The sequence below is a fragment of the Streptomyces sp. NPDC057002 genome (assembly GCF_042673825.1).
In the GTDB taxonomy this organism is placed as follows: domain Bacteria; phylum Actinomycetota; class Actinomycetes; order Streptomycetales; family Streptomycetaceae; genus Streptomyces.
Genome location: NZ_JBHURZ010000006.1, coordinates 70,837 through 88,670 on the forward strand (window position 1 = coordinate 70,837; position 17,834 = coordinate 88,670).

The 17,834-nt window shown below is 72.1% G+C and carries 22 protein-coding genes; 13 read left to right on the top strand and 9 right to left on the bottom strand.

The window, feature by feature from the left end; all coding sequences use genetic code 11:
• Window positions 1-102: 102 nt before the first annotated feature.
• Genes ACFT32_RS28470 through ACFT32_RS28485 form a run of 4 tightly spaced genes read left to right on the top strand, consistent with a single transcriptional unit; the run spans window position 103 to window position 5,673 of the window.
• Window positions 103-2,292 carry a phosphotransferase gene (locus ACFT32_RS28470; protein ID WP_382494877.1) on the top strand — a complete coding sequence of 730 codons (2,190 nt, stop codon included), beginning with the start codon at window positions 103-105 and terminating at the stop codon, window positions 2,290-2,292.
• Window positions 2,293-2,318: 26 nt separating this feature from the next.
• A complete protein-coding gene (locus ACFT32_RS28475; RefSeq protein ID WP_382494879.1) occupies window positions 2,319-2,933 on the top strand; it encodes a TetR family transcriptional regulator in 615 nt (204 codons plus the stop codon).
• Window positions 2,934-2,983: 50 nt separating this feature from the next.
• Window positions 2,984-5,005, top strand: coding sequence for a HelD family protein (locus ACFT32_RS28480; RefSeq protein ID WP_382494881.1), 2,022 nt, complete (start codon window positions 2,984-2,986; stop codon window positions 5,003-5,005).
• A 35-nt stretch (window positions 5,006-5,040) separates the two neighbouring features.
• A complete protein-coding gene (locus tag ACFT32_RS28485) occupies window positions 5,041-5,673 on the top strand; it encodes an RraA family protein (RefSeq protein ID WP_382494884.1) in 633 nt (210 codons plus the stop codon).
• A 7-nt stretch (window positions 5,674-5,680) separates the two neighbouring features.
• Here the strand turns inward: ACFT32_RS28485 and ACFT32_RS28490 are convergent, their stop codons facing one another.
• From ACFT32_RS28490 to ACFT32_RS28500, 3 genes are all read right to left on the bottom strand, one after another.
• Window positions 5,681-6,859, bottom strand: coding sequence for a GDSL-type esterase/lipase family protein (locus ACFT32_RS28490; protein WP_382494887.1), 1,179 nt, complete (start codon window positions 6,857-6,859; stop codon window positions 5,681-5,683).
• A gap of 4 nt (window positions 6,860-6,863) precedes the next feature.
• Entirely contained in the window at window positions 6,864-7,451 is a 588-nt protein-coding gene (locus ACFT32_RS28495) for a TetR/AcrR family transcriptional regulator (protein ID WP_382494890.1), read from the bottom strand.
• Between the two features lie 80 nt (window positions 7,452-7,531).
• Window positions 7,532-8,080, bottom strand: a complete 549-nt coding sequence (locus tag ACFT32_RS28500; RefSeq protein ID WP_382494892.1) for a DUF2269 domain-containing protein — start codon at window positions 8,078-8,080, stop codon at window positions 7,532-7,534.
• A 110-nt stretch (window positions 8,081-8,190) separates the two neighbouring features.
• Between ACFT32_RS28500 and ACFT32_RS28505 the strand changes: the two genes are divergently transcribed.
• Window positions 8,191-8,838 (top strand): class I SAM-dependent methyltransferase, encoded by a 648-nt coding sequence (locus tag ACFT32_RS28505; RefSeq protein ID WP_382494895.1) that lies wholly within the window; start codon window positions 8,191-8,193, stop codon window positions 8,836-8,838.
• 17 nt (window positions 8,839-8,855) lie between these two features.
• Here the strand turns inward: ACFT32_RS28505 and ACFT32_RS28510 are convergent, their stop codons facing one another.
• Window positions 8,856-9,089, bottom strand: a complete 234-nt coding sequence (locus ACFT32_RS28510) for a winged helix-turn-helix domain-containing protein (RefSeq protein WP_382494898.1) — start codon at window positions 9,087-9,089, stop codon at window positions 8,856-8,858.
• Between the two features lie 88 nt (window positions 9,090-9,177).
• Entirely contained in the window at window positions 9,178-9,474 is a 297-nt protein-coding gene (locus tag ACFT32_RS28515) for a GntR family transcriptional regulator (protein WP_382494901.1), read from the bottom strand.
• A 228-nt stretch (window positions 9,475-9,702) separates the two neighbouring features.
• Between ACFT32_RS28515 and ACFT32_RS28520 the strand changes: the two genes are divergently transcribed.
• Genes ACFT32_RS28520 through ACFT32_RS28535 form a run of 4 tightly spaced genes read left to right on the top strand, consistent with a single transcriptional unit; the run spans window position 9,703 to window position 10,953 of the window.
• Entirely contained in the window at window positions 9,703-9,894 is a 192-nt protein-coding gene (locus ACFT32_RS28520) for a hypothetical protein (protein ID WP_382494904.1), read from the top strand.
• Window positions 9,894-10,256, top strand: a complete 363-nt coding sequence (locus ACFT32_RS28525) for a hypothetical protein (RefSeq protein WP_382494907.1) — start codon at window positions 9,894-9,896, stop codon at window positions 10,254-10,256. Before ACFT32_RS28520 ends, ACFT32_RS28525 begins: the two co-directional genes overlap by 1 nt.
• Window positions 10,257-10,285: 29 nt before the next feature.
• On the top strand, window positions 10,286-10,633 hold the full coding sequence (locus ACFT32_RS28530; RefSeq protein WP_382494910.1) for a DUF6247 family protein: 348 nt from the start codon (window positions 10,286-10,288) through the stop codon (window positions 10,631-10,633).
• On the top strand, window positions 10,630-10,953 hold the full coding sequence (locus ACFT32_RS28535) for a hypothetical protein (RefSeq protein ID WP_382494913.1): 324 nt from the start codon (window positions 10,630-10,632) through the stop codon (window positions 10,951-10,953). The genes ACFT32_RS28530 and ACFT32_RS28535 overlap by 4 nt, the downstream gene beginning before the upstream one ends.
• Window positions 10,954-11,113: 160 nt before the next feature.
• Here the strand turns inward: ACFT32_RS28535 and ACFT32_RS28540 are convergent, their stop codons facing one another.
• Window positions 11,114-11,770: a hypothetical protein gene (locus ACFT32_RS28540; RefSeq protein ID WP_382495896.1), complete on the bottom strand. Its 657-nt coding sequence runs from the start codon at window positions 11,768-11,770 to the stop codon at window positions 11,114-11,116.
• 176 nt (window positions 11,771-11,946) lie between these two features.
• Here ACFT32_RS28540 and ACFT32_RS28545 point away from each other — a divergent pair, with 176 nt between their 5' ends.
• Window positions 11,947-12,321: a VOC family protein gene (locus ACFT32_RS28545; RefSeq protein WP_382494915.1), complete on the top strand. Its 375-nt coding sequence runs from the start codon at window positions 11,947-11,949 to the stop codon at window positions 12,319-12,321.
• Window positions 12,322-12,327: 6 nt separating this feature from the next.
• Here the strand turns inward: ACFT32_RS28545 and ACFT32_RS28550 are convergent, their stop codons facing one another.
• The 3 genes from ACFT32_RS28550 to ACFT32_RS28560 form a co-directional block, all read right to left on the bottom strand.
• Window positions 12,328-13,950, bottom strand: coding sequence for a vWA domain-containing protein (locus ACFT32_RS28550; RefSeq protein WP_382494918.1), 1,623 nt, complete (start codon window positions 13,948-13,950; stop codon window positions 12,328-12,330).
• Window positions 13,947-15,146: an AAA family ATPase gene (locus tag ACFT32_RS28555; RefSeq protein WP_382494921.1), complete on the bottom strand. Its 1,200-nt coding sequence runs from the start codon at window positions 15,144-15,146 to the stop codon at window positions 13,947-13,949. Before ACFT32_RS28555 ends, ACFT32_RS28550 begins: the two co-directional genes overlap by 4 nt.
• A gap of 182 nt (window positions 15,147-15,328) precedes the next feature.
• A complete protein-coding gene (locus tag ACFT32_RS28560; RefSeq protein WP_382494924.1) occupies window positions 15,329-15,871 on the bottom strand; it encodes a hypothetical protein in 543 nt (180 codons plus the stop codon).
• 70 nt (window positions 15,872-15,941) lie between these two features.
• Here ACFT32_RS28560 and ACFT32_RS28565 point away from each other — a divergent pair, with 70 nt between their 5' ends.
• From ACFT32_RS28565 to ACFT32_RS28575, 3 genes are all read left to right on the top strand, one after another.
• Window positions 15,942-16,622 (top strand): helix-turn-helix domain-containing protein, encoded by a 681-nt coding sequence (locus ACFT32_RS28565; protein WP_382494927.1) that lies wholly within the window; start codon window positions 15,942-15,944, stop codon window positions 16,620-16,622.
• 89 nt (window positions 16,623-16,711) lie between these two features.
• A complete protein-coding gene (locus ACFT32_RS28570) occupies window positions 16,712-17,380 on the top strand; it encodes a hypothetical protein (protein ID WP_382494930.1) in 669 nt (222 codons plus the stop codon).
• A 108-nt stretch (window positions 17,381-17,488) separates the two neighbouring features.
• Entirely contained in the window at window positions 17,489-17,821 is a 333-nt protein-coding gene (locus tag ACFT32_RS28575) for a DUF2516 family protein (protein ID WP_382495898.1), read from the top strand.
• The last annotated feature ends 13 nt before the right edge of the window (window positions 17,822-17,834 follow it).

A 17,834-nucleotide genomic window follows, 5' to 3' on the forward strand; every position in this document is an offset into this window, starting at 1 on the left:
TGGCAAATCCACCCTCAATGGCTCACCTGCCATGCGCGGCACCGGCCGCGACCTTACGGTTTGCCATACCGTTCTTCCCTTCTCGTACTTCCGGAGCGGCCAGTGGGCGCACCTCCTCTTCCCCGTCCCTTCCTCGGGGAGCGCGCCTCGCACGACGCCGCCTACCGGGCCTTCGTCAGGATGGCCGCCGAGCTGGGCCAGGCGAGCAGCGGCCATCACAACCAGAATTTCGTCCTGCCGTTGACGGAGGACATGGCCCGGCTGGTCGGACGGGAGGCCGGGACGTCCGTGACCGTCCGTATCCGGCGACCGGACGCGCTGCCCGTGGTCATCCGGACCTGGCAGAACGAGGCGGAGATCCTCGAGGCCGTCCGGGGAATCCTGCCGCATGCGCCGGAGTGTCTGGTCAAGCGGAGCGATTTCGCGATCCACAGCTTTGTGGAGGGCGTACCGCTCTCCAGCGTCTGCGACAACGGCAAGCCTGTCGACACCCTGCTCATCAAGGCGCTGGCGGGTCTGCTCGCCCAGATGGCCCAGGTGCGGCGTGGGGCACTGCCCGCCCTGCCGTCCGCCTGGCCCCGCAACGACATGGACAGCCAGGGATTTCTCCAGACGCTGGTCCAACTGGCCGACCGGCAGATCAGGCGGCCCAACTGGTCGTCCTTCGGAGGGCTGTTCGCGGCGCTGGGCATCCCGGAAGACGCTCTCGCCGGGCTGGCCGGGCGGGTCCCCGCCATGGCCCGGCGGCCGTACAGCCTGCTCCACGCCGATCTGCACCGGGACAACGTGATCGTGTCCTACGCGGGCGATCCGCCCCTCATCTGTGTCGACTGGGAGCTCGCTACCTACGGCGACCCGCTGCACGACCTCGCCACGCACCTCGTCCGCATGCGGTACCCGGCCCACCAATGGACCGAGGTGGTCGACGCGTGGGCCGAGGCGATGCAGGAGGTCCGGCCGGCCGCCGTCAACGGACTGGCCAAGGATCTGCGGCACTACCTGGCGTTCGAGCGGGCCCAATCGGTCTTCCCCGACGTGATGCGGGCCGCCCGGTCCCTCGAGGAATCGTTCACGCAGACGAGCCTGGACGAGGCGACGACCGAGGTGCGACGGGCACTCGAAGCGGCGGCGGAGCCGCTGCGGCTCGGGAGCGTGCCGGGTGAGGGCGAGATCAGGCGGGCCCTGTTCCGCTGGCTGGTGTCGCGCATGAACGGAGACATCAGCGGCCGGGCCTGGATCGCGAAGGCGTTCGAGTGGCGGCCCGACCGGCGAGTTCCGGAGCGCCCCGACTTCCCGTCCGCCGCCGTCCGGGAGGCCTTGCTGGCAGAGGGTGCCGCCCCTGCGGGGAGGGTCTTCAAGGGGACCGCGCACCTGAACACGGTGGTGTCGGTGCCGGGTGTCGACTCCCCCGTGGTCGTACGGCGGAAGCTGCCCGAGGTGTGCCGTCGGGAACGTGGCTTCCTCAGCGAGCACACCGTGCTGCGCGCGATCGAGGAGTCGTCCATCGAGGTGGCGGCGCCGAGGGTGCTCGCGCTGGGCGAGACCTTCCAGAGCGACACCATCGCCATCCACACCTACGTCGGACCGCGGGACGTCGACCGGCCGCCCAACCACCCCGTCCACGGACTGCTGCCGCACGAGGCGGACGGCTTGGTGGACCAGCTGTGCGCTCTGACGCGGGTGCGGTACAAGCAGGTCGATCCGACCGCCGGTGAGGGCGCTTTCCACCGCTGGCTGCGGGACCAGCTCATCTCCCTGGTACGGGATCTGCCGAAGGAGTCGCAGCAGCTGGCCCGGCATCTCGGGCTGCCCGCCGCGGACCGGTTGCAGCTGATCCTCTCCCGGCACGAGGTGAGCCGGCGGAAGCCCGCCCTGCTGCACGGGGACCTGAACCCCTGGAACCTCGTACGGCGCGACGACGACTTGGCGCTGACCATCATCGACTGGGAGATGGCCGTGGTCGGCGATCCCCTCTACGACCTCGTCCGGCACATGCACCTCACACCGACCCGGCCGGAGATCCGGGACCGCATGTTCCGCCGCTGGGAGCGGCGGCTGCCCGCCGAGTACACCCGCGACTGGCGCAAGGACTGGCGGGTGTACCGCTGGCTGGAGATCGTGCGATCCGCGTACGTCGATCTGGACCGCATCGTGACCGGCGCGAGCCTGGACGCCCCGAACGTGCGGCGGGCGGTGGACTCCTACGCGGTGACGCTGGCGGTCGCCACGGGCTCGCTCGGCCTCCCGGTCAGGTCCACGGCGAACCCGTATCTCGCCCGCGCCCTGGCCTAGCCACGGCCTCTGCGTAGGCTCCCCCCATGAGCGAGACCGGGCTGCGCGAGCGCAAGAAGCGGCGGATGTATCAGGTCGTGTCGGACATCGCGGTGGGGCTCTTTCTGGAGAAGGGGTTCGACGCGGTGTCCGTCGCCGAGGTGGCGGCGGCGGCCGAGATCTCCAAGCCGACGCTGTTCCGGTACTTCCCGGCCAAGGAGGATCTGGTGCTGTACCGGATCGCCGACCACGAGGGGGAGGCCGCGCGGGTGGTGGCCGGGGCGGAGGAGCCGCCGGTGGAGGCCTTGCGGCGGCATTTCCTGGCGGGGCTGGAGCGAGCCGACCCCGTGACCGGGCTCAATGACCATCCCCAGGTGCTCGCCTTCCACGCCCTGCTCTACGGGACACCCTCCCTGGTCGCCCGTGCCCATACGCACCAGGAGCGGTCGGAGGCCGCGCTGGCCGAGGTGCTCGGGGGCGATCTGGACGCACGGCTGGCGGCCGGGCAGATCATGGCCGTACTGCGGGTTCTCGCGCTGGAGAACTGGCGGCGGATCGCGGCGGGGGAGCGGGTGGCGGATGTGCGGGGGGACGCGGTGGCGGCGGCGGAGCGGGCGTTCGGGTGGCTGGTGGCCGGGCTGCCGGCACGGTTTCACGGGTGAGAGTGAGTAATAAATTTAACTGAGTTACGTTTTGCCGTACGCTCGGTGGAATGACGTCGACCGAACCCGCCCTCCAGCACGCCCTCAGCCGTGAACGCGCCCATCACGAGCGCTGCCGTCACGCCCTTGCCGCGATGGTCGAGGGCGCCGGTGAACAGGTCGTCATCGGGGAGGACGTCTCCGCGTCCGGTGCCGACGCGGAGGTGCTCGGGTACCGGCTGCGCAGCCATGCCAAGGCCTTGCGGGAACTGCCCGAGGGGCCGTTGTTCTTCGGGGCCCTGGAGTTCGAGGGGGCCGGCGGGCGGCTGCACATCGGGCGGTTGCGCATCTCCGAGCACCCGGCCGAACCGCCCCTCGTCGTCGACTGGCGCGCACCCGTCTCGCGTGCCTTCTATCAGTCCTCCGCCCGTGATCCGCAGGGCGTCGCCGTGCGTCGGCGCTTCGGGTGGGCGGCCGGCAGTCGCGGGGACTCCGGCGATCTGACCGGCCTGGAGGACGAGCACCTGGGGCAGGGGGAGGCCGGGGCCAGCGCGATTGTCGCCCGGGAGATCGAGCGGCCTCGCGTGGGGCCGATGCGGGACATCGCCGCGACCATCCAGCCCGAGCAGGACGACCTCGTACGCGGGGACCTGGCGATGTCGGTGTGTGTGCAGGGCGCGCCGGGCACCGGCAAGACGGCCGTCGGCCTGCACCGGGCCGCGTATCTGCTGTACACGCACCCGCAGCGCATCCGGCGCGGCGGCCTGCTGATCCTCGGGCCCAACCGTACGTTCCTGTCGTACATCGCGGAGGTGCTGCCGGCCCTCGGCGAGACGGGGGTGCGGCAGTCGACCCTCGCCGAGGAGATCGCGCGGTGGCCGGTCCGCGGTGCCGACGACGACTCGGCCGCCGTCGTCAAGCACGACGCCCGGACGGCGGAGGTGCTGCGGCGGGCGCTGTACGCGCGTGTGCGCACCGCGGGGGCGGGCTCGCTCGCCGTGCCGGACGGGTCGTACCGCTGGCGGGTGCCCGAGGCGGAGCTGGCGCGGATCGTCGCGGACGTACGGGAGGAGGAACCGCCCTACGGGGTCGGGCGGGAGCGGGTGCGGGCGCGGATCGTGCGGTGTCTGCGCGAGCGGGTGGAGCGGCGGGCCGGGCCGCCGGCGAACGCCTGGGTGCGGCGGGTCGAGCGGGCGCGGCCGGTGTCCGAGTACCTCGACGCCGTCTGGCCCCGGGTGCGGCCGGAGGAGGTCGTGGCCGAACTGCTCACCGACGGCGAGGTGCTGGCGGGGGCGGCCGACGGGCTGCTGGATGACGCGGAGCAGCGGGCGCTGCTGTGGCTCAAGCCGCCCCGGTCGTGGAAGTCGGCCCGCTGGTCGGCCGCCGATCTGGTGCTGCTCGACGAGGTGGCCGGGCTGATCGAGCATCCGGAGGGGTACGGGCATGTCGTCGTCGACGAGGCGCAGGACCTGTCCCCGATGGAGTGCCGGGCCATCGCCCGCCGGGCCCCCTTCGGTTCGCTGACGGTCCTGGGCGATCTGGCCCAGGGGACGACGCCGTGGGCGGCGCGGTCGTGGCCGACGGTCCTGGCGCACCTGGGGAAACCGGACGCGGCCGTGGTCGAGCTGACCACCGGATTTCGTGTGCCGCGTGCGGTCGTCGGCCTCGCCAACCGGCTGCTGGAGCGGCTGGACGTGGATGTGCCGGCGGCCCGTTCGCTGCGCGGGGACGGGGAGTTGCGGATGCGGCAGACGGACCCGGACGGGGTGCCGGCGGCGGTCGTGGACGCTGTACGGGAGGCGCTGGAGCGGGAAGGCTCGGTCGGGGTCGTCGCGGCGGACGCGGACGTGGCCCGGGTGCGGGCGGCCCTGGACGCGGCCGGTATCGAGGCGGCGGGACCCGGGGAACTCGGCGCGCGCCTGGCCCTGGTGCCCGCGAGCGTGGTCAAGGGACTCGAGTACGACCATGTCGTGGCCGTCGAGCCGGCGGCGATCGCCGAGGCGGAGGCACGGGGGCTGCATCGGCTGTACGTGGTGCTGACGCGGGCGGTGACGAGGCTGGAGGTGGTGCACGGGAGGCCGTTGCCGTTCTAGACACGCGCGCGTACGGGGTGGTTAGGGTCCATGTCATGGCTGACACAGACGCGTTCACGGACATCCCCACCACCACGCTGGCCGATCTGCTGGGCCGCGGGCAGGTCATGGACATCGGGATCCGGCCCCTGTGGGAGCCGGTGCCGCGGGTGGCCGGACCGGCCTTCACCGTGCGGTGCCCGCCCGGCGACAACCTGATGCTGCACGCCGCGATCCACCGGGCCGAGCCCGGTTCGGTCGTCGTCGTGGAGTCGGGCGACCTGGACTACGCGCTGGCCGGCGGCAACGTCTGCGCCGTCGCCCAGCGCCGCGGTGTCACCGCGTTCGTCCTCGACGGGCTGATCCGCGACCTCCCCGAGGTGCGGGAGGCCCGCTTCCCGGTGTTCGCACGCGGTGTCATCCCCATCCCGGGCACCAAGGCCGCCGCCCGACCGCTGGGTGAGCGGGTGACCTGCGGCGGGGTGGGCGTCGACCCGGGTGACGTGGTCGTCGCCGACGAGGAGGGGGTCGTGGTGGTGCCCGGCGCCCGCCGGGAGGAGGTGTTCGCCGCGGCCCGCGCCAAGCTGGCGAAGGAGGCCGCGGAGACCCTCGACGACTGGGAGTCGGCCCACCGCGCGCGCATCGACAAGATCCTGGCGGAGCAGGGCTTCGAGGGCATCGAGGGCTGACCCGGCCTCAGCGTTCCGCGAAGGGGCCTCCCTCGGTGAAGGCCAGTGCGCCGAAGCGTTCGCCGATGTGGCGGTGGGTGGCGGCGTCCGGGTGGACGTGGTCGGGGAGGGGGAGTGCGGTGGCGTCGGACTCGCCGTAGAGGGCGAGGCCGTCGAGGTAGTGGAGGTTCGGGTCGTCGGCCGCGCGCTGCCGCACGACGCGGGCCAGTTCCTCCCGGATGACGCCGAGCGTGAGCTTCCCGGCGGCCTTCTCCGCCGGGTCGCCCATGGCGGCGAACAGCAGCCGGCCGTTCTTGATCTCGCCGAGGTCAGGGGCGGTGGGGCCGGGGGTGTCCTCGTGGATCGCGCAGTGGATGGGGGAGACGACCAGCAGCGGGGTGTCGGGGTGCCCGTCGCGGATCGTGTCGAGGAAGCCGTGCACGGCCGGGCCGAAGGCGCGCAGCCGCATCACGTCCCCGTTGACGATGTTGATGCCGATCTTGACGCTGATCAGGTCCGCCGGGGTGTCCCGCATGGCACGCGCGGTGAACGGGTCGAGCATCGCGCTGCCGCCGAAACCGAGGTTGACCAGTTCCACACCGCCCAGGGACGCGGCGATCGCGGGCCAGATGGCCGTGGGGCTCGCGGCGTCGGAGCCGTGGCTGATCGAACTGCCGTGGTGCAGCCACACCCTGCGGCCCCGGTCGGGCAGGGGCGCCACGGGGGCGTCGGTGCGCAGGGCGACGAGCTCGGTGGTCTCGTTGTGCGGCAGCCAGATCTCGACGTCCTTCTCGCCCGCGGCCAGACCGGTGAAGCGGACGGTGCCCACCGGGCCCGGCGTGACCTCGCCGTCCCAGGTGGCCATGTCGACCGTGAGGACGTTGCCGCCGGTCCCGGAGGCCTGGCCGGCCGGGCGGCCGTCGACGAGCAGGTCGTACAGGCCGTCCGGGCGGGACGGGAAGCCGACGTAGTCGCGCTTGGTGCGCAGCGTGTCGAGTTCGACGGCCGTCGCGGCGGTACGGAAGACCAGCCGTACGCCGGACGGCTGGGCCTCGGCCATGGCGAGCTGGGGGTTGGTGTTCTGGGCCCGGGCCCGGGCGGGCAGCCGGTGCGGGAGCAGGCCGTGCTCGGTGCGCTCCAGGTCGAGGGCGCCGCGCAGCAGGTCCGCCGTGAGCGGGGTGGTGATCCAGTCGTGCTCGGTGTGCATGGAGTCAGCCTCGGGGATCCGTAGGGGGCGCGGGCCAGTTGCGCAGCAGCGTGTCGAGGGCGTCGATGATCCGGACCCAGGTCTCGTCGGTGTCGGGGGCGCTGTGACTGAACCCGCCGCCCAGCTCCAGGCTGACGTACCCGTGGAAGACGCTGCCGAGCAGCCGGACCGCGTGGGTCTGGTCCGGTTCCGTCAGGTCGTAGCCGCGCAGCAGCGCCCGGGTCATCCGGGCGTGCCGGACGCCCGCGCTCGCGGCCGCCGTCCGCGGGTCGAGCCGCAACTGGGCTGCGGCATAGCGGCCGGGGTGTTCCCGGGCGTAGTCGCGGTACACGTCGGCGAGGGCGGCCAGGGCGTCCTTGCCGGCCCGTCCGGCCAGGGCGTCGGCGGCCCGGTCGGCCATTTCCGCGAGCGCCAGCAGGGCGATCCTGGTCCGGAGATCCTGGGAGTTCTTCACGTGCGAGTACAGGCTCGCGACCTTGACGTCGAACCGCCGGGCGAGCGCCGAGACGGTGACCTCGTCGAAGCCGACCTCGTCGGCGAGTTCCGCGCCCGCCTCGGTCAGCCGCTCCGGTGTGAGTCCCACGCGTGCCATAGAGATCCTCCCTTCTGCCTGAAGGGATTGTGCATCTGCCTAAAGTTTTTAGGCAACCCGTGTATGGCGTTAGGCTGGCGTCAGGCGTCCTGGAGGGTGCGTCGGGCGGGTGTCCGCAGCCTCCTGCCCCGCCTGGTCAGGCCCCAGGGCTTCAGGACCGAGATCACCGTCATGAAGACGTAGGCGGACAGCGAGACGACCGGCCCCATCAGGACGTCACCGGCGTCGGGCAGCGGGCCGCCCGCGGCGACGGCGGTGACCGCGGCGTTCACCCCGGGGCGCAGGGCGAACACCGTGGCGGTGGTCGTGGCGAGGGTCAGCCAGAACTTCGTGTAGACCCACCGGTGCCGCGCCAGACCCCAGGGCGTGCCCAGCGACAGCACCAGACCGCTGAGCAGCGTGAGGAACGCGACGGGGAGGAGGAGCCAGTCGGCGAAGAGTCGCATGGCCCGGACGGACGCCTCCACGGTCACGGCGGACCCGGTGGTGGCCGCGGTGGTCCCGAGCGCGAGCAGCCCGAGCGTGAGCCCGAGCCAGCTCGCGGAGGCGGTGACGTGGACGACCAGGACGGCCCGGCGGGCGGGGCGGCTGAGTTTCGGGTTCGGCTTCGGCTTCGGCTTCGTAGTCACGTGGAACACGCTGCCGGGGCGGCGGGGTGCGGTCGTCTTTCGGCGGGAGTAAACCGGCGTACTCGCCTCGGCGTACGAGGAGTGTCAGTGCCGTCGTCTAGCTTCGCGGCATGACCGAGCCCTCCCACCTCACCGCGATCCGGGAGTCCTACGACACCGTCGCCGCCGACTACGCCCGACTCGTCAAGGAGCCGGCCGAGCTGGACCCGGTGTCCCGCGCGATGCTGGCCGCCTTCGCCGAACTCGCACGTCCCCTTGGGCCGGTCGCCGACCTGGGCTGCGGTCCGGGCAAGGTGACGGCACATCTGGCCGCCCTGGGAGTGCCGGTGTTCGGCGTGGACGTGTCGCCGAGGATGGTCGAACTGGCCCGGGAGGCCCATCCGGAACTCCGCTTCACCGTCGGCTCGATGACGGCGTTGGAGATCGGCAGCGGCGAACTCGGCGGCATCCTGGCGTACTACACCACCCACCACACCCCGCCGCGGTGGCTGCCGACGGTGTTCGCCGAGTTCCACCGCACCCTCGCGCCCGGCGGCCGGCTGATGCTGGCCGGCCATGTGGGCAGCGGCGAGCACCTGCGCCCGACGCGCGCGTACGGCGACCATCCGGTGTCCTACGAGTCGCACCTGCTGCCGCCGGACGCGATCGCGGAACTGCTCCGGCAGGCGGGGCTGGTGGTCACGACGCGGGTGGTGCAGGAATCGGAGGAGGGGGTCAGGAGGCAGTACGGCACGTTCCTGTCGTACAAGCCTCAGTAGCGGCGCAGGCCCTGCGGCTACTCGCTGGTCTTGGGCCTGTCGTCAGCCGGCTCCGGCATCCCGATGGCGTACGTGCCCTTCGCGGGCAGGGTGGCGACGAGCCCGCGTTTGCGGAGTTCGACGACTGCGCGACGCACGGTGCCGATGCTCACGCTGTACAGATCGGTCATGGCGCGTTCGCCGGGCAGCGCGGCGCCCTGCGGCAGCTTGCCGGACGCGATGTCCGTGGCGATGGCGTCGGCGAGTTTCACGTACCCGTAGCGTCTTTTGGCCGTGGTGGCCTCGATGGTCGTGCTGACCCAGGTGCGACGACGAGGTGGTCACCACCGAGGGGCGGCTTCAGGTGTTCCGTTCGCTTTCTTCCGGCGCGTCGCCTGTCGGCCGTTCGACGACGAAGGATCCCTTGCCTCGCACGGTGACGATCAGGCCGCGCTCGCGGAGTTCCTGTGCGGCCCGCCGTGCGGTGAGTCGTGCCACGCCGTACTCGTCGGCGAGGTGGTTCTCGGAAGGGATGGGCCTGTCCGGAGCCAGCTCTCCGGATGCGATCTTCCCGGCGATGACATCGGCCAGCTGAATGTAGAGCGGTCTCGCGCTCATTGGGTCCAGCGAGGGCTTCGATGCTTCGGTATCGCTCATACGTCCAACGTAGAGCGGTGTCGACCTGCCCGATCGTGTGGATCCCTCTGTACTTGTATGTAGAGGGCTATATCCAGGTGTAACGTCGAAGACAGAAAGACCCCGGCGAGGTGGCTAGACCTCCCGGGGCACGGCCACCCCCGCGCCCTCGAATGGCTGCGCCTCCTCTTCGCCCCCGGCACCGGGAAACGGCGTCAGTGCCGCCCCCGCCGTCACCTCTTCCCCCACGTGCACCCCAGCCTCGTAAGCTGCCCCTCCGCACCCCAGCCCCCGCAGCTCCCCTGCCACCGCTCCCCGTACGGCCTCCCCACCCCCTTCGACGGCAGCGCCTCCGCCCTGGTCCGCCCCTACCTCACCGCTCATGAACAGGTAGTCGCCCTCCAGCAGCGCAGCCGCCCGGCCCTGGAGGTGGCCGCCTGATGGAACACCCCAACGGCACACCGCCCCCTCGGCTCCTGCCCTGGCCGTCCCCCGGCGGCAACCCCTGCTACCTGGTGACCGACGACAACGACAGCTACCTCTCCCGTCTCGCCGACGACCTGGAGGCCGTCCAGCTCGCCACCGGCACCGACGTGCTCGGCCTCGCCCGCAAGGTGCTGGACGACCCGGCTTCGCCCTACACCGAGGTCCGCTTCGCCGGCGTCCGCCTCGCCGAGTGCCTGACCGACGCCCTGCGCGTCGCCGAGTCCCGCGGCATGCGCCTGCCTGTACCGGACATCGAGGAGGGTGAAGGCGCCCACGGACAGGCCACGCACCACCCGGGGAGCGGACTATGGTCGTAACCACGACGCGTCGAAGGAGTTCATCGGTCATGACCGCCCACGCCGCCGAACCGACACCGGCCGTCCCGCCCATGCCCGAGCGGACTCCGAAGGCTCTGCGTGAAGCGATCGCCCGGCACACTCCGCGACTGCTTCCCGACTTCGACGAGCACTGGAAGCGGGCGATCGCCGACACCTACGACATCGGACCGCTGCCCGCGTTCCTGGCCCGCTGGTGGGTGGAGTACGCGATCGCACGTGATCCGCAGTTGGACGCCCACGTTGCCGATCTGCACCACCGCGCGGCCGAGGCCTCCGACTATGCCGTGGCCAAGGCTCTCATCGATGAGGTGTCGGAGATCCGCTACAGCGCACGGGAGCTGGAGCCCGGCGAGTGACCGACACGTTCATGGGGCCGCCATGGCAGATGGACTGGCGGCTCGACGCTCTGGTACGTCGTGATGAGCTGCCTGGGCACGCACAGAAGATGGTCGACGAAGCCCGCGCCGAACTGGTCACTGCGAAGGACCCCTACTTCCGGGGGATCGACGCCGATGCCGACCTCCCGGAGACGATGTACATCGAACCGGTGCGGTCCACCGACCCCAAGGGGCCGCGCATCCTGTACTTCGACAACCACCGGGGCTGGCTGGTCTACACCTTCACCCCACGTGCCGAGGATCCGCAGATCACCGTTATCGAGGTCTTCTGGCAGTGAGACGAAGCTGGTCACGCCGGTGAGGGCCGGGCTCCGCCGCGTGGCCGGTGTGCGGCGGGCCGCCGGTCAGCGGCCCGCCCACTGGGAGGGGCCAAGCTGGCGGGCCGGCACATCCGTAGCGCATAAGCAACAGTAGGCCGCAGGAGGACAGCCGGGCCGGCTACCCGCTGTGCGTCCACACCCGCAACGGGCCGAGCGGCTCGAAGCCGTGCCGGAGAGCGATCGCCAGATCGTCGCCGTGTTCGTATCCGACGACGGGCAGGGTGGGGAAGAGCCGGGCGAGTGCGTGCAGAACACCCGGCCAGGCCGCGTCGGGCCCGCCGTACCGCCCGAAGACGTTGGACACGCCGATCACGTGTTCGCTGCGACTCGCCACCGCGCCGGCGACCACGCGGCCCTCGGGGGACCGTCCCAGGACCACGAAGGTCTCCGGGTCGGCGAGCAGCCCGGGCCGGAACAGGTCCGCGTCCCCGGCCCCGTCGTCCCAGGCCAGTGCCCAGGCGCGCAGCGTGTCCGGGTCGCCCGCCACGTCCCATACGAGGTCCGGTGCATCCGGCTCGGTCGAGGGCGCCCCCGCCGGACGGTGGATCCACTGCGCCTCGAACAGCACCCGGAACCCGGCCTCCGTCAGCTCCAGGTCGGCGAAGCTGTCCTTGACCGAGGCGCCGGGCGAGGCCGTGTCGATCCGCGCCACGAGCGCGTCCCGGCCGGCGTCCGGCTCCAGCGTCACCGCGTCGGGGTAGTAGAGCGGCGTCCGGACCCGGGCGGCCCAGGCCTCGCCCTCGAACTCGCCGGCCACCCCGTGCGCCCGGCACATCGCCGCGCACCACTCGGCGTTGTTCCGGGCGGCGGCCCGGACCAGAAACTGCTGCGAAGTCGTCGTCACGAGTGCGGATCATGACGCTGCCCACCCCGACGCGTCGAACGATTTAGCGATCGACCGCTTCTAGTGTGGGCGGGACCCAAGTCCCCACCGATCGGCCCGGAGGCGCCATGACCCCGCTGATGAAACTGAGCGCGATCACCCTGGACTGCCCGGATCCGCTCGCCCTGGCGGCGTTCTACCAAGAGGCCACCGGACTCGAGCTGCACCCCGAGTCGGACGCCGGGTTCGCCGCGCTGGACGGTGAGGGCGGGTTCAACATCGGCTTTCAGCGGGTCGCCGGCTACCGGGCTCCGAGCTGGCCCGACCCGGCCGTTCCGCAGCAACTGCACTGTTGCTTCAGGGTCGTAGACCTGGACGAGGCCGAGGTCCGGCTGCTGGAACTGGGCGCGGGCAGGCCGGACCAGCAGCCGCAGGAGGACAGATGGCGGGTCCTCACGGATCCGGCCGGGCATCCCTTCTGCATCGTCAGGGGTTTGTCGTGACCGGCGTCAGATCACGCGGAAGAGGTCCGCGGCCGCGTGGACGTCCGTCAGGTCCTCGACCGCGCGGAGGTTGTCGCAGAGGGTGTCCAGAACAGAGTCGGTCGCCGCGACCCGTGGGGCGCCCACGGCCACGCCGAAGAGCCGGAAGCCCAGGCGGTGCTTGGCCTCGTTCCAGCCGCGTGTCCACTCCTCGGTGACGCCGCAGTCGTCGTCGGTGATCATCACGATGTCGCCGCGCCTGCGGGAGGCGTCGTTGAACTCCTCCTCCAGCAGATCGGCAGCCGCCGACAACGGTCGCTGGTAGCTGGTGCCGCCGCCGAGGAAGGTCTCCGCGAAGTCGAGGGTCCGGGCGATGCCCGCGGGCTCGTCGGCCGGGAAGCGGAAGACCTTCAGCCGGTCGGCGGCGGAGAACAGGATGCCGACGAAGTCGCGTCCCGCGTGGCGGGCCTGGTCCAGCAGTGCCAGCGCGCACGCCTTGGCCCACGCCTCCCGGGTGATGCCGCCCGGCCCCGCCTCGTACATGGAGTGCGAGGTGTCCACGCAGGCGATGATCGCGCCCCGGCCGGTGGCCTGCTCGCCCTGGCTGTCGTAGAGCATCAGCTCCCCGGCGGCGTAGCGCACGGCGAACACCGCGCGCAGCTCGGGCAGACCGAGGTTCGCGAGCTCGGAGGGGATGACGCGCGACAGGTCGTCGCCGAGGGTCACGCCGACCAGCTCCCCGGTGGCGTTCTCCACCTTGCGGGCGCGCTCGCCGCCGGCCATCTGCCGGAATCGGCCGATCAGTTCGGCCCACCGCGCGAGCCGGCCGGTGCGCAGCCGTTCGGCGAGCAGGGCGCGCCGGCCGAACGGCATCCGCTCCAGCTCGCCGGATCCGACGCCCCAGGCCCGCATCAGCGCGGCCTCCTCCCCAACGACCGCGGCGGCCTTCGCGGCCGCGGTCCGGGCGGCGGCGCCGACCCCGGGGGCCGCCGCGGCGAGGGCCTGCGCGGCGGCTTGGGCGGCCTGCCGCGCGGCGGCTTCGGCGGTCTCGGCGGCCTCGATCGCCCTTTCTACGGCGGCGGCGGCCGGGCCGGGCACCGTGCCGTCCGCCTCGGCCTCGGCGGCGGCCCGCCGGAGCGCCTCGCTCACGGCGTCGGCCGCGTCCGCCACGTCCCGCTGGGCCCGCTTCTGCTGCTCGGCCTGTTCCCGGGCCTGCCGAGTACGCTCCAGCAGCCCCCGCAGCGCGGCGGCCTGGGCGAGTACGGCCATGGCGGCGGCGTAGGGGTCGCCGGCGGTCTCCCGGTGCAGTTCGGTGAACTCCGGGGACGCCACCAGTGAGCTGACGACCTGGTGGTTGACGAGCCGGGAGGGGTCCATGTCTGCGGGCTCGCGCAACCGGGGCCTGACCTTGTAGGCGGCCAGGAACGTGTCGGCCAGGAGGTCGCCGGCGTGGTCGTGGTGGTCGCTCAGTTCCCCGGCCAGCTCGCGCAGCCCGGCCGACTGTTCACAGGTGTCGCGCCAGGCGATCCGGTCGAACCGGTCCGCGACCACGGCCCCGGAGTGCCGCTCGGGGGCGGCGGCGGACAGACCCAGCCACTTCCCGCCCCGGCCCGCCAGCTCGTCGAGCCGGTGGGGTCCGCCGCTGCTCACAGTTGGGCCTGCACCATGCTCGCGTCCATGCCGAGGGCCTCCGTGAGCACACGGGCGCGGACGGCGCGCTGGCGGCCGGTGACCCGGTCGATGGCGGCGGTGGAACGGCCGGCGCCCGCCGCCTCCTCGCGCAGCTTCTCCAGCCGCTTCCCGGCCATGGCGAGCTTGTTGTGGGCCTGCTTGATGACCCACTCGCTCAGCGCCTCGCGGGACTGCCCGGCCATCGCGTCGAGCTGGACCTCCAGCTCCTCGATGGTGTCGGCCAGCTCGAGCGCCTCCTTGGCGTCGGGGTTGACCAGGTGCAGCACCTCGCGCTCGACGGTCGGGCGCTGCGCGGGGGAGTCCCACAGCACATGAGTCAGCACCGACAGATCGGCCTCGGCGACCTCGGGGCGGCCGTCGAGGTACGCCGACGCCTGGAGCAGTCCCACCGCCTGCCGCCAGCGGCGGTCGGAGGCGACGAGTTCCCTGCGGCGCAGGGCGGCCCGCAGCGTGCACACCGCGTCCACGATCGCGTCGGGGACGTCCACGGCAGGGACGGCCTCCGCCACGGCGTGCCGCAGTGCGGCCAGCTCGATGGTGGTCCGCTCCGGTGCCGCCGGGCGGCCGACCGCGGAGCGGACCAGCGCGGCGAAGTTCGAGGGGTCCTCCAGGTATCCGACCTCGATCCGCACCAGCAGCCGGTCGTAGATCGCGGCCGAGTCCTCTCCGGCGGGCAGTTCGTTGCTCGCCGTGATGGCGCCGATCAGAGGGCAGCGGATCGGCTCGCCGCCGTTCTCGGGGTGGTAGATCCGCTCGTTGAGGTAGCCCAGGGTCTCGTTCAGCGCCGCCGTGGAGCATTTGAAGATCTCGTCGATGAAGGCGACATGCGCGGTGGTGGCGCGGCCGTCGTAGACCTGGCGGTACTCGCCCCGGGCCAGCGCGGCGACGTCGATGGGGCCGAACATCCGCGTCGGCGCGGTGAACTTCGACAGCAGGATCTCCCAGTAGGCCGCCCCCTCGACCCGGCCGGTGAGCTCCCGGGCCAGCTCCGACTTCGCCGTCCCGGGCGGTCCGAGCACCAGTGAATGCTGCCCGGCCAGCAGCGTCACCACCAGCGTCCGCACCACGTCGTCCCGTTCGTAGAACCGCTCCGACAGCTCGTCGCCGATCGCCCGCAGTCTCTTCGCGGTGTCCTGCGCGTCGTGTGTGTCCACGATCAACTCCTTGCCGGTGGCGCGCCGTTGCGTCGACGAGGCGGTGGGCCCGTCTCCCCGACGCTACGACGGAGTGGCAGGACGCCGGGGGCGATGGCGGGCATCGGCGTGAGAGGAGCACGGCACCCAGAGGTCAATCGCCGACGGTGCCACCACTGTTCCGGCGCTCGACGTACAGCCGGTCACCCGCCGGGCCGGTCCATTCGAGTCGCACGACGGGATCGCCGACGGCTCCGCCGGTGGCGTGCGAATGGCATCGGTGAAACGCCGGGAGACGGCTTCCACGTCGGTGAACTCCGTGATGTCGGCGTCGGCGAGGAGGCGGCGCCGATGTGCTCTTCCAGCACCCGTACGACCGCGGCCGCGGCAGCGGCGTGTGTCCGCGCCTCCACATCGTCGGCCGGGCGCGCGGGACGGTCGCCGGTGATCACGCACAGCTCGCGTTCCGTCTGGTCGCAGGCCATCGGCCACGCCGTGCGGAGCGCCGGCTCGGTGTCGGCGAGCCGGATCATCTTCATCGCGAGTGCCTCGTCGGCGGGATCGACGGGCGGTTTCTCATGACGGAGCCGGGCCGGCTCCGCGGCCAGGTGGTTCTCGAGGGAGCGCTGCCGGGGCCGGCCGCGCAGCCCGCTCAGCAGGGTGACGACGCCCTGCGTGACGACCGGCTCGGCGCAGCTCTCTTCTTGCCCAGCGTCTCCGTCGTCACAGCGCCTTCCTCGTGGCATCCGGGTGGCATGGCGCACTATTGCAAGCGGGTGCTTGCAATAGTTAGCGGGATGCGGCACCGTGGAGTGCATGGCATCGCTCAACGTCGGCAATCTCGGTGACTACCTGCGCGAGCAGCGGCGCAACGCGCAGCTGTCGCTGCGGCAGCTCGCCGACGCCGCCGGGGTGTCCAATCCGTATCTGAGCCAGATCGAGCGCGGGCTGCGCAAGCCGAGCGCGGAGGTGCTGCAGCAGGTCGCCAAGGCCCTGCGGATCTCCGCCGAGACGCTGTACGTGCGGGCCGGCATCCTCGACGCCGAGCGGGACCGGGACGAGGTGGAGACGCGTGCCGTCATCCTCGCGGACCCGACCCTGAGCGAGCGCCAGAAGCAGGTGCTGCTGCAGATCTACGAGTCCTTCCGCAAGGAGAACGGGTTCGGGACCGGCGACGGCTCCGACGGCCCCGGCGACGGCGCCGCCATCGTCGAGGCCGTGGTCGCCGAAGGCGCGGCGGGCACGGACGGGGACGCCCCGGACGGCGGCACCGAGATACGCGGACGGACCCGCACGGCCGACGGCGGCCGGCCCGTCGGGGACCGCACCCCCGAGAGAACAGACGGTGCGCCGGCCGCCCGCCGCACCCGCAAGGAATCCGGCGGCACGTCCGCCACCCGCCGCCCCCGCAAGAACACCGGCGGTACGCCCGCCGCCCGCCGGACCCGCAAGGCCACCGGCGGCAGTGACACCGACCCGCAGCAGACGGCCGGCTGAGCCGGACCAGGGCACCGGCCGCTCCGCTGCGGATCACACCACCCTCAGCCGAACCCTCAAGCGAGAAAGAATCCGGGAGGACCCTCACCATGGCCATCACCGACGACCTGCGCAAGACCCTCAGCGACCCGACTCCGCTCTACTTCGCGGCGGGCACCGCCGACCTCGCCCTCCAGCAGGCGAAGAAGGTGCCGGCCCTGGTGGAGCAGCTGCGGGCCGAGGCTCCGGCGCGGATCGACGCCGTACGCAACACCGACACCAAGGCCGTCCAGGAGAAGGCGTCCGCCCGGGCCAAGGAGGCCACCGCCCGCGTCAAGGAGACGCAGGAGACCTTGCAGACCAAGGTCACGGGCTTCATCGGCTCCCTCGACGCCGACTTCAAGAAGCTCGGCAGCAACCTCGACGCCGACCTGAAGAAGTTCGGCGAGAACGCCCAGGACTTCGCGCTGCGCGGGGTCGGCGTGGCCGCCGAGTACGCCGTCAAGGCCCGGGAGACCTACGAGAAGGTCGCCGAGCACGGCGAGCAGGCCGTGCGGACCTGGCGCGGCGAGGCCGCCGAGGGCATCGAGGACGTCGCCGAGGGCGTCGAGGAGCTGGCCGTGGCCGTCGAGCCGAAGGCCGAGCCGGTCGAGGTCAAGGAGGAGCCGGCGAAGCCCGCCGGCGCCAAGCCCCAGGCCGCCCCGGAGACGAAGGCGCCCGCCGCCAAGAAGGCTCCGGCGCGCAAGCCCGTCGCCAAGAAGACGCCGCCGGCGAAGTAGGCACGGAGGCTGTGACGCGGGCCGGGCACCCTGGGGGGTGTCCGGCCCGTTGTACGGGTACGGTGACCGCGTAGGGACGAGCCGAGTCTGGTGGTGGACGTTGTGCTGATGCAGGGCTTCGCAGGGTTTATGTGGCTTCTGAGCATGGCCCTGATCATTTTCAGCGGCTTCGCTCTGTTCGACGCCGCCGTGCGGCGGGAGGACGCGTACCGCGCGGCCGACAAGAAGACCAAGCCGTTCTGGCTGATCATCCTCGGTCTGGCCTTCGTGGTGAACCTGCTCTTCCCGATCCTGTCGTTCCTGCCGATCATCGGGCTCATCGCGACGATCGTGTACATGGTCGACGTCCGCCCGGCCATCCGCGCGCTCCCCGGCGGCGGCCGGAGCCAGCGGGGCTCCAGCAGCGACGGCCCGTACGGCCCCTGGAACGGCGGCCGGTAAACCCCCGTAGGCA

Coding starts and splice junctions, on each gene's coding strand:
- ACFT32_RS28475 (WP_382494879.1), top strand. CDS start 2,319: ATGAGCGAGACCGGGCTGCGCGAGCGCAAGAAGCGGCGGATGTATCAG.
- ACFT32_RS28480 (WP_382494881.1), top strand. CDS start 2,984: ATGACGTCGACCGAACCCGCCCTCCAGCACGCCCTCAGCCGTGAACGC.
- ACFT32_RS28485 (WP_382494884.1), top strand. CDS start 5,041: ATGGCTGACACAGACGCGTTCACGGACATCCCCACCACCACGCTGGCC.
- ACFT32_RS28490 (WP_382494887.1), bottom strand. CDS start 6,859: ATGCACACCGAGCACGACTGGATCACCACCCCGCTCACGGCGGACCTG.
- ACFT32_RS28495 (WP_382494890.1), bottom strand. CDS start 7,451: ATGGCACGCGTGGGACTCACACCGGAGCGGCTGACCGAGGCGGGCGCG.
- ACFT32_RS28505 (WP_382494895.1), top strand. CDS start 8,191: ATGACCGAGCCCTCCCACCTCACCGCGATCCGGGAGTCCTACGACACC.
- ACFT32_RS28515 (WP_382494901.1), bottom strand. CDS start 9,474: ATGAGCGATACCGAAGCATCGAAGCCCTCGCTGGACCCAATGAGCGCG.
- ACFT32_RS28525 (WP_382494907.1), top strand. CDS start 9,894: ATGGAACACCCCAACGGCACACCGCCCCCTCGGCTCCTGCCCTGGCCG.
- ACFT32_RS28530 (WP_382494910.1), top strand. CDS start 10,286: ATGACCGCCCACGCCGCCGAACCGACACCGGCCGTCCCGCCCATGCCC.
- ACFT32_RS28540 (WP_382495896.1), bottom strand. CDS start 11,770: ATGTGCCGGGCGCACGGGGTGGCCGGCGAGTTCGAGGGCGAGGCCTGG.
- ACFT32_RS28545 (WP_382494915.1), top strand. CDS start 11,947: ATGACCCCGCTGATGAAACTGAGCGCGATCACCCTGGACTGCCCGGAT.
- ACFT32_RS28560 (WP_382494924.1), bottom strand. CDS start 15,871: ATGCCACGAGGAAGGCGCTGTGACGACGGAGACGCTGGGCAAGAAGAG.
- ACFT32_RS28565 (WP_382494927.1), top strand. CDS start 15,942: ATGGCATCGCTCAACGTCGGCAATCTCGGTGACTACCTGCGCGAGCAG.
- ACFT32_RS28570 (WP_382494930.1), top strand. CDS start 16,712: ATGGCCATCACCGACGACCTGCGCAAGACCCTCAGCGACCCGACTCCG.
- ACFT32_RS28575 (WP_382495898.1), top strand. CDS start 17,489: ATGCAGGGCTTCGCAGGGTTTATGTGGCTTCTGAGCATGGCCCTGATC.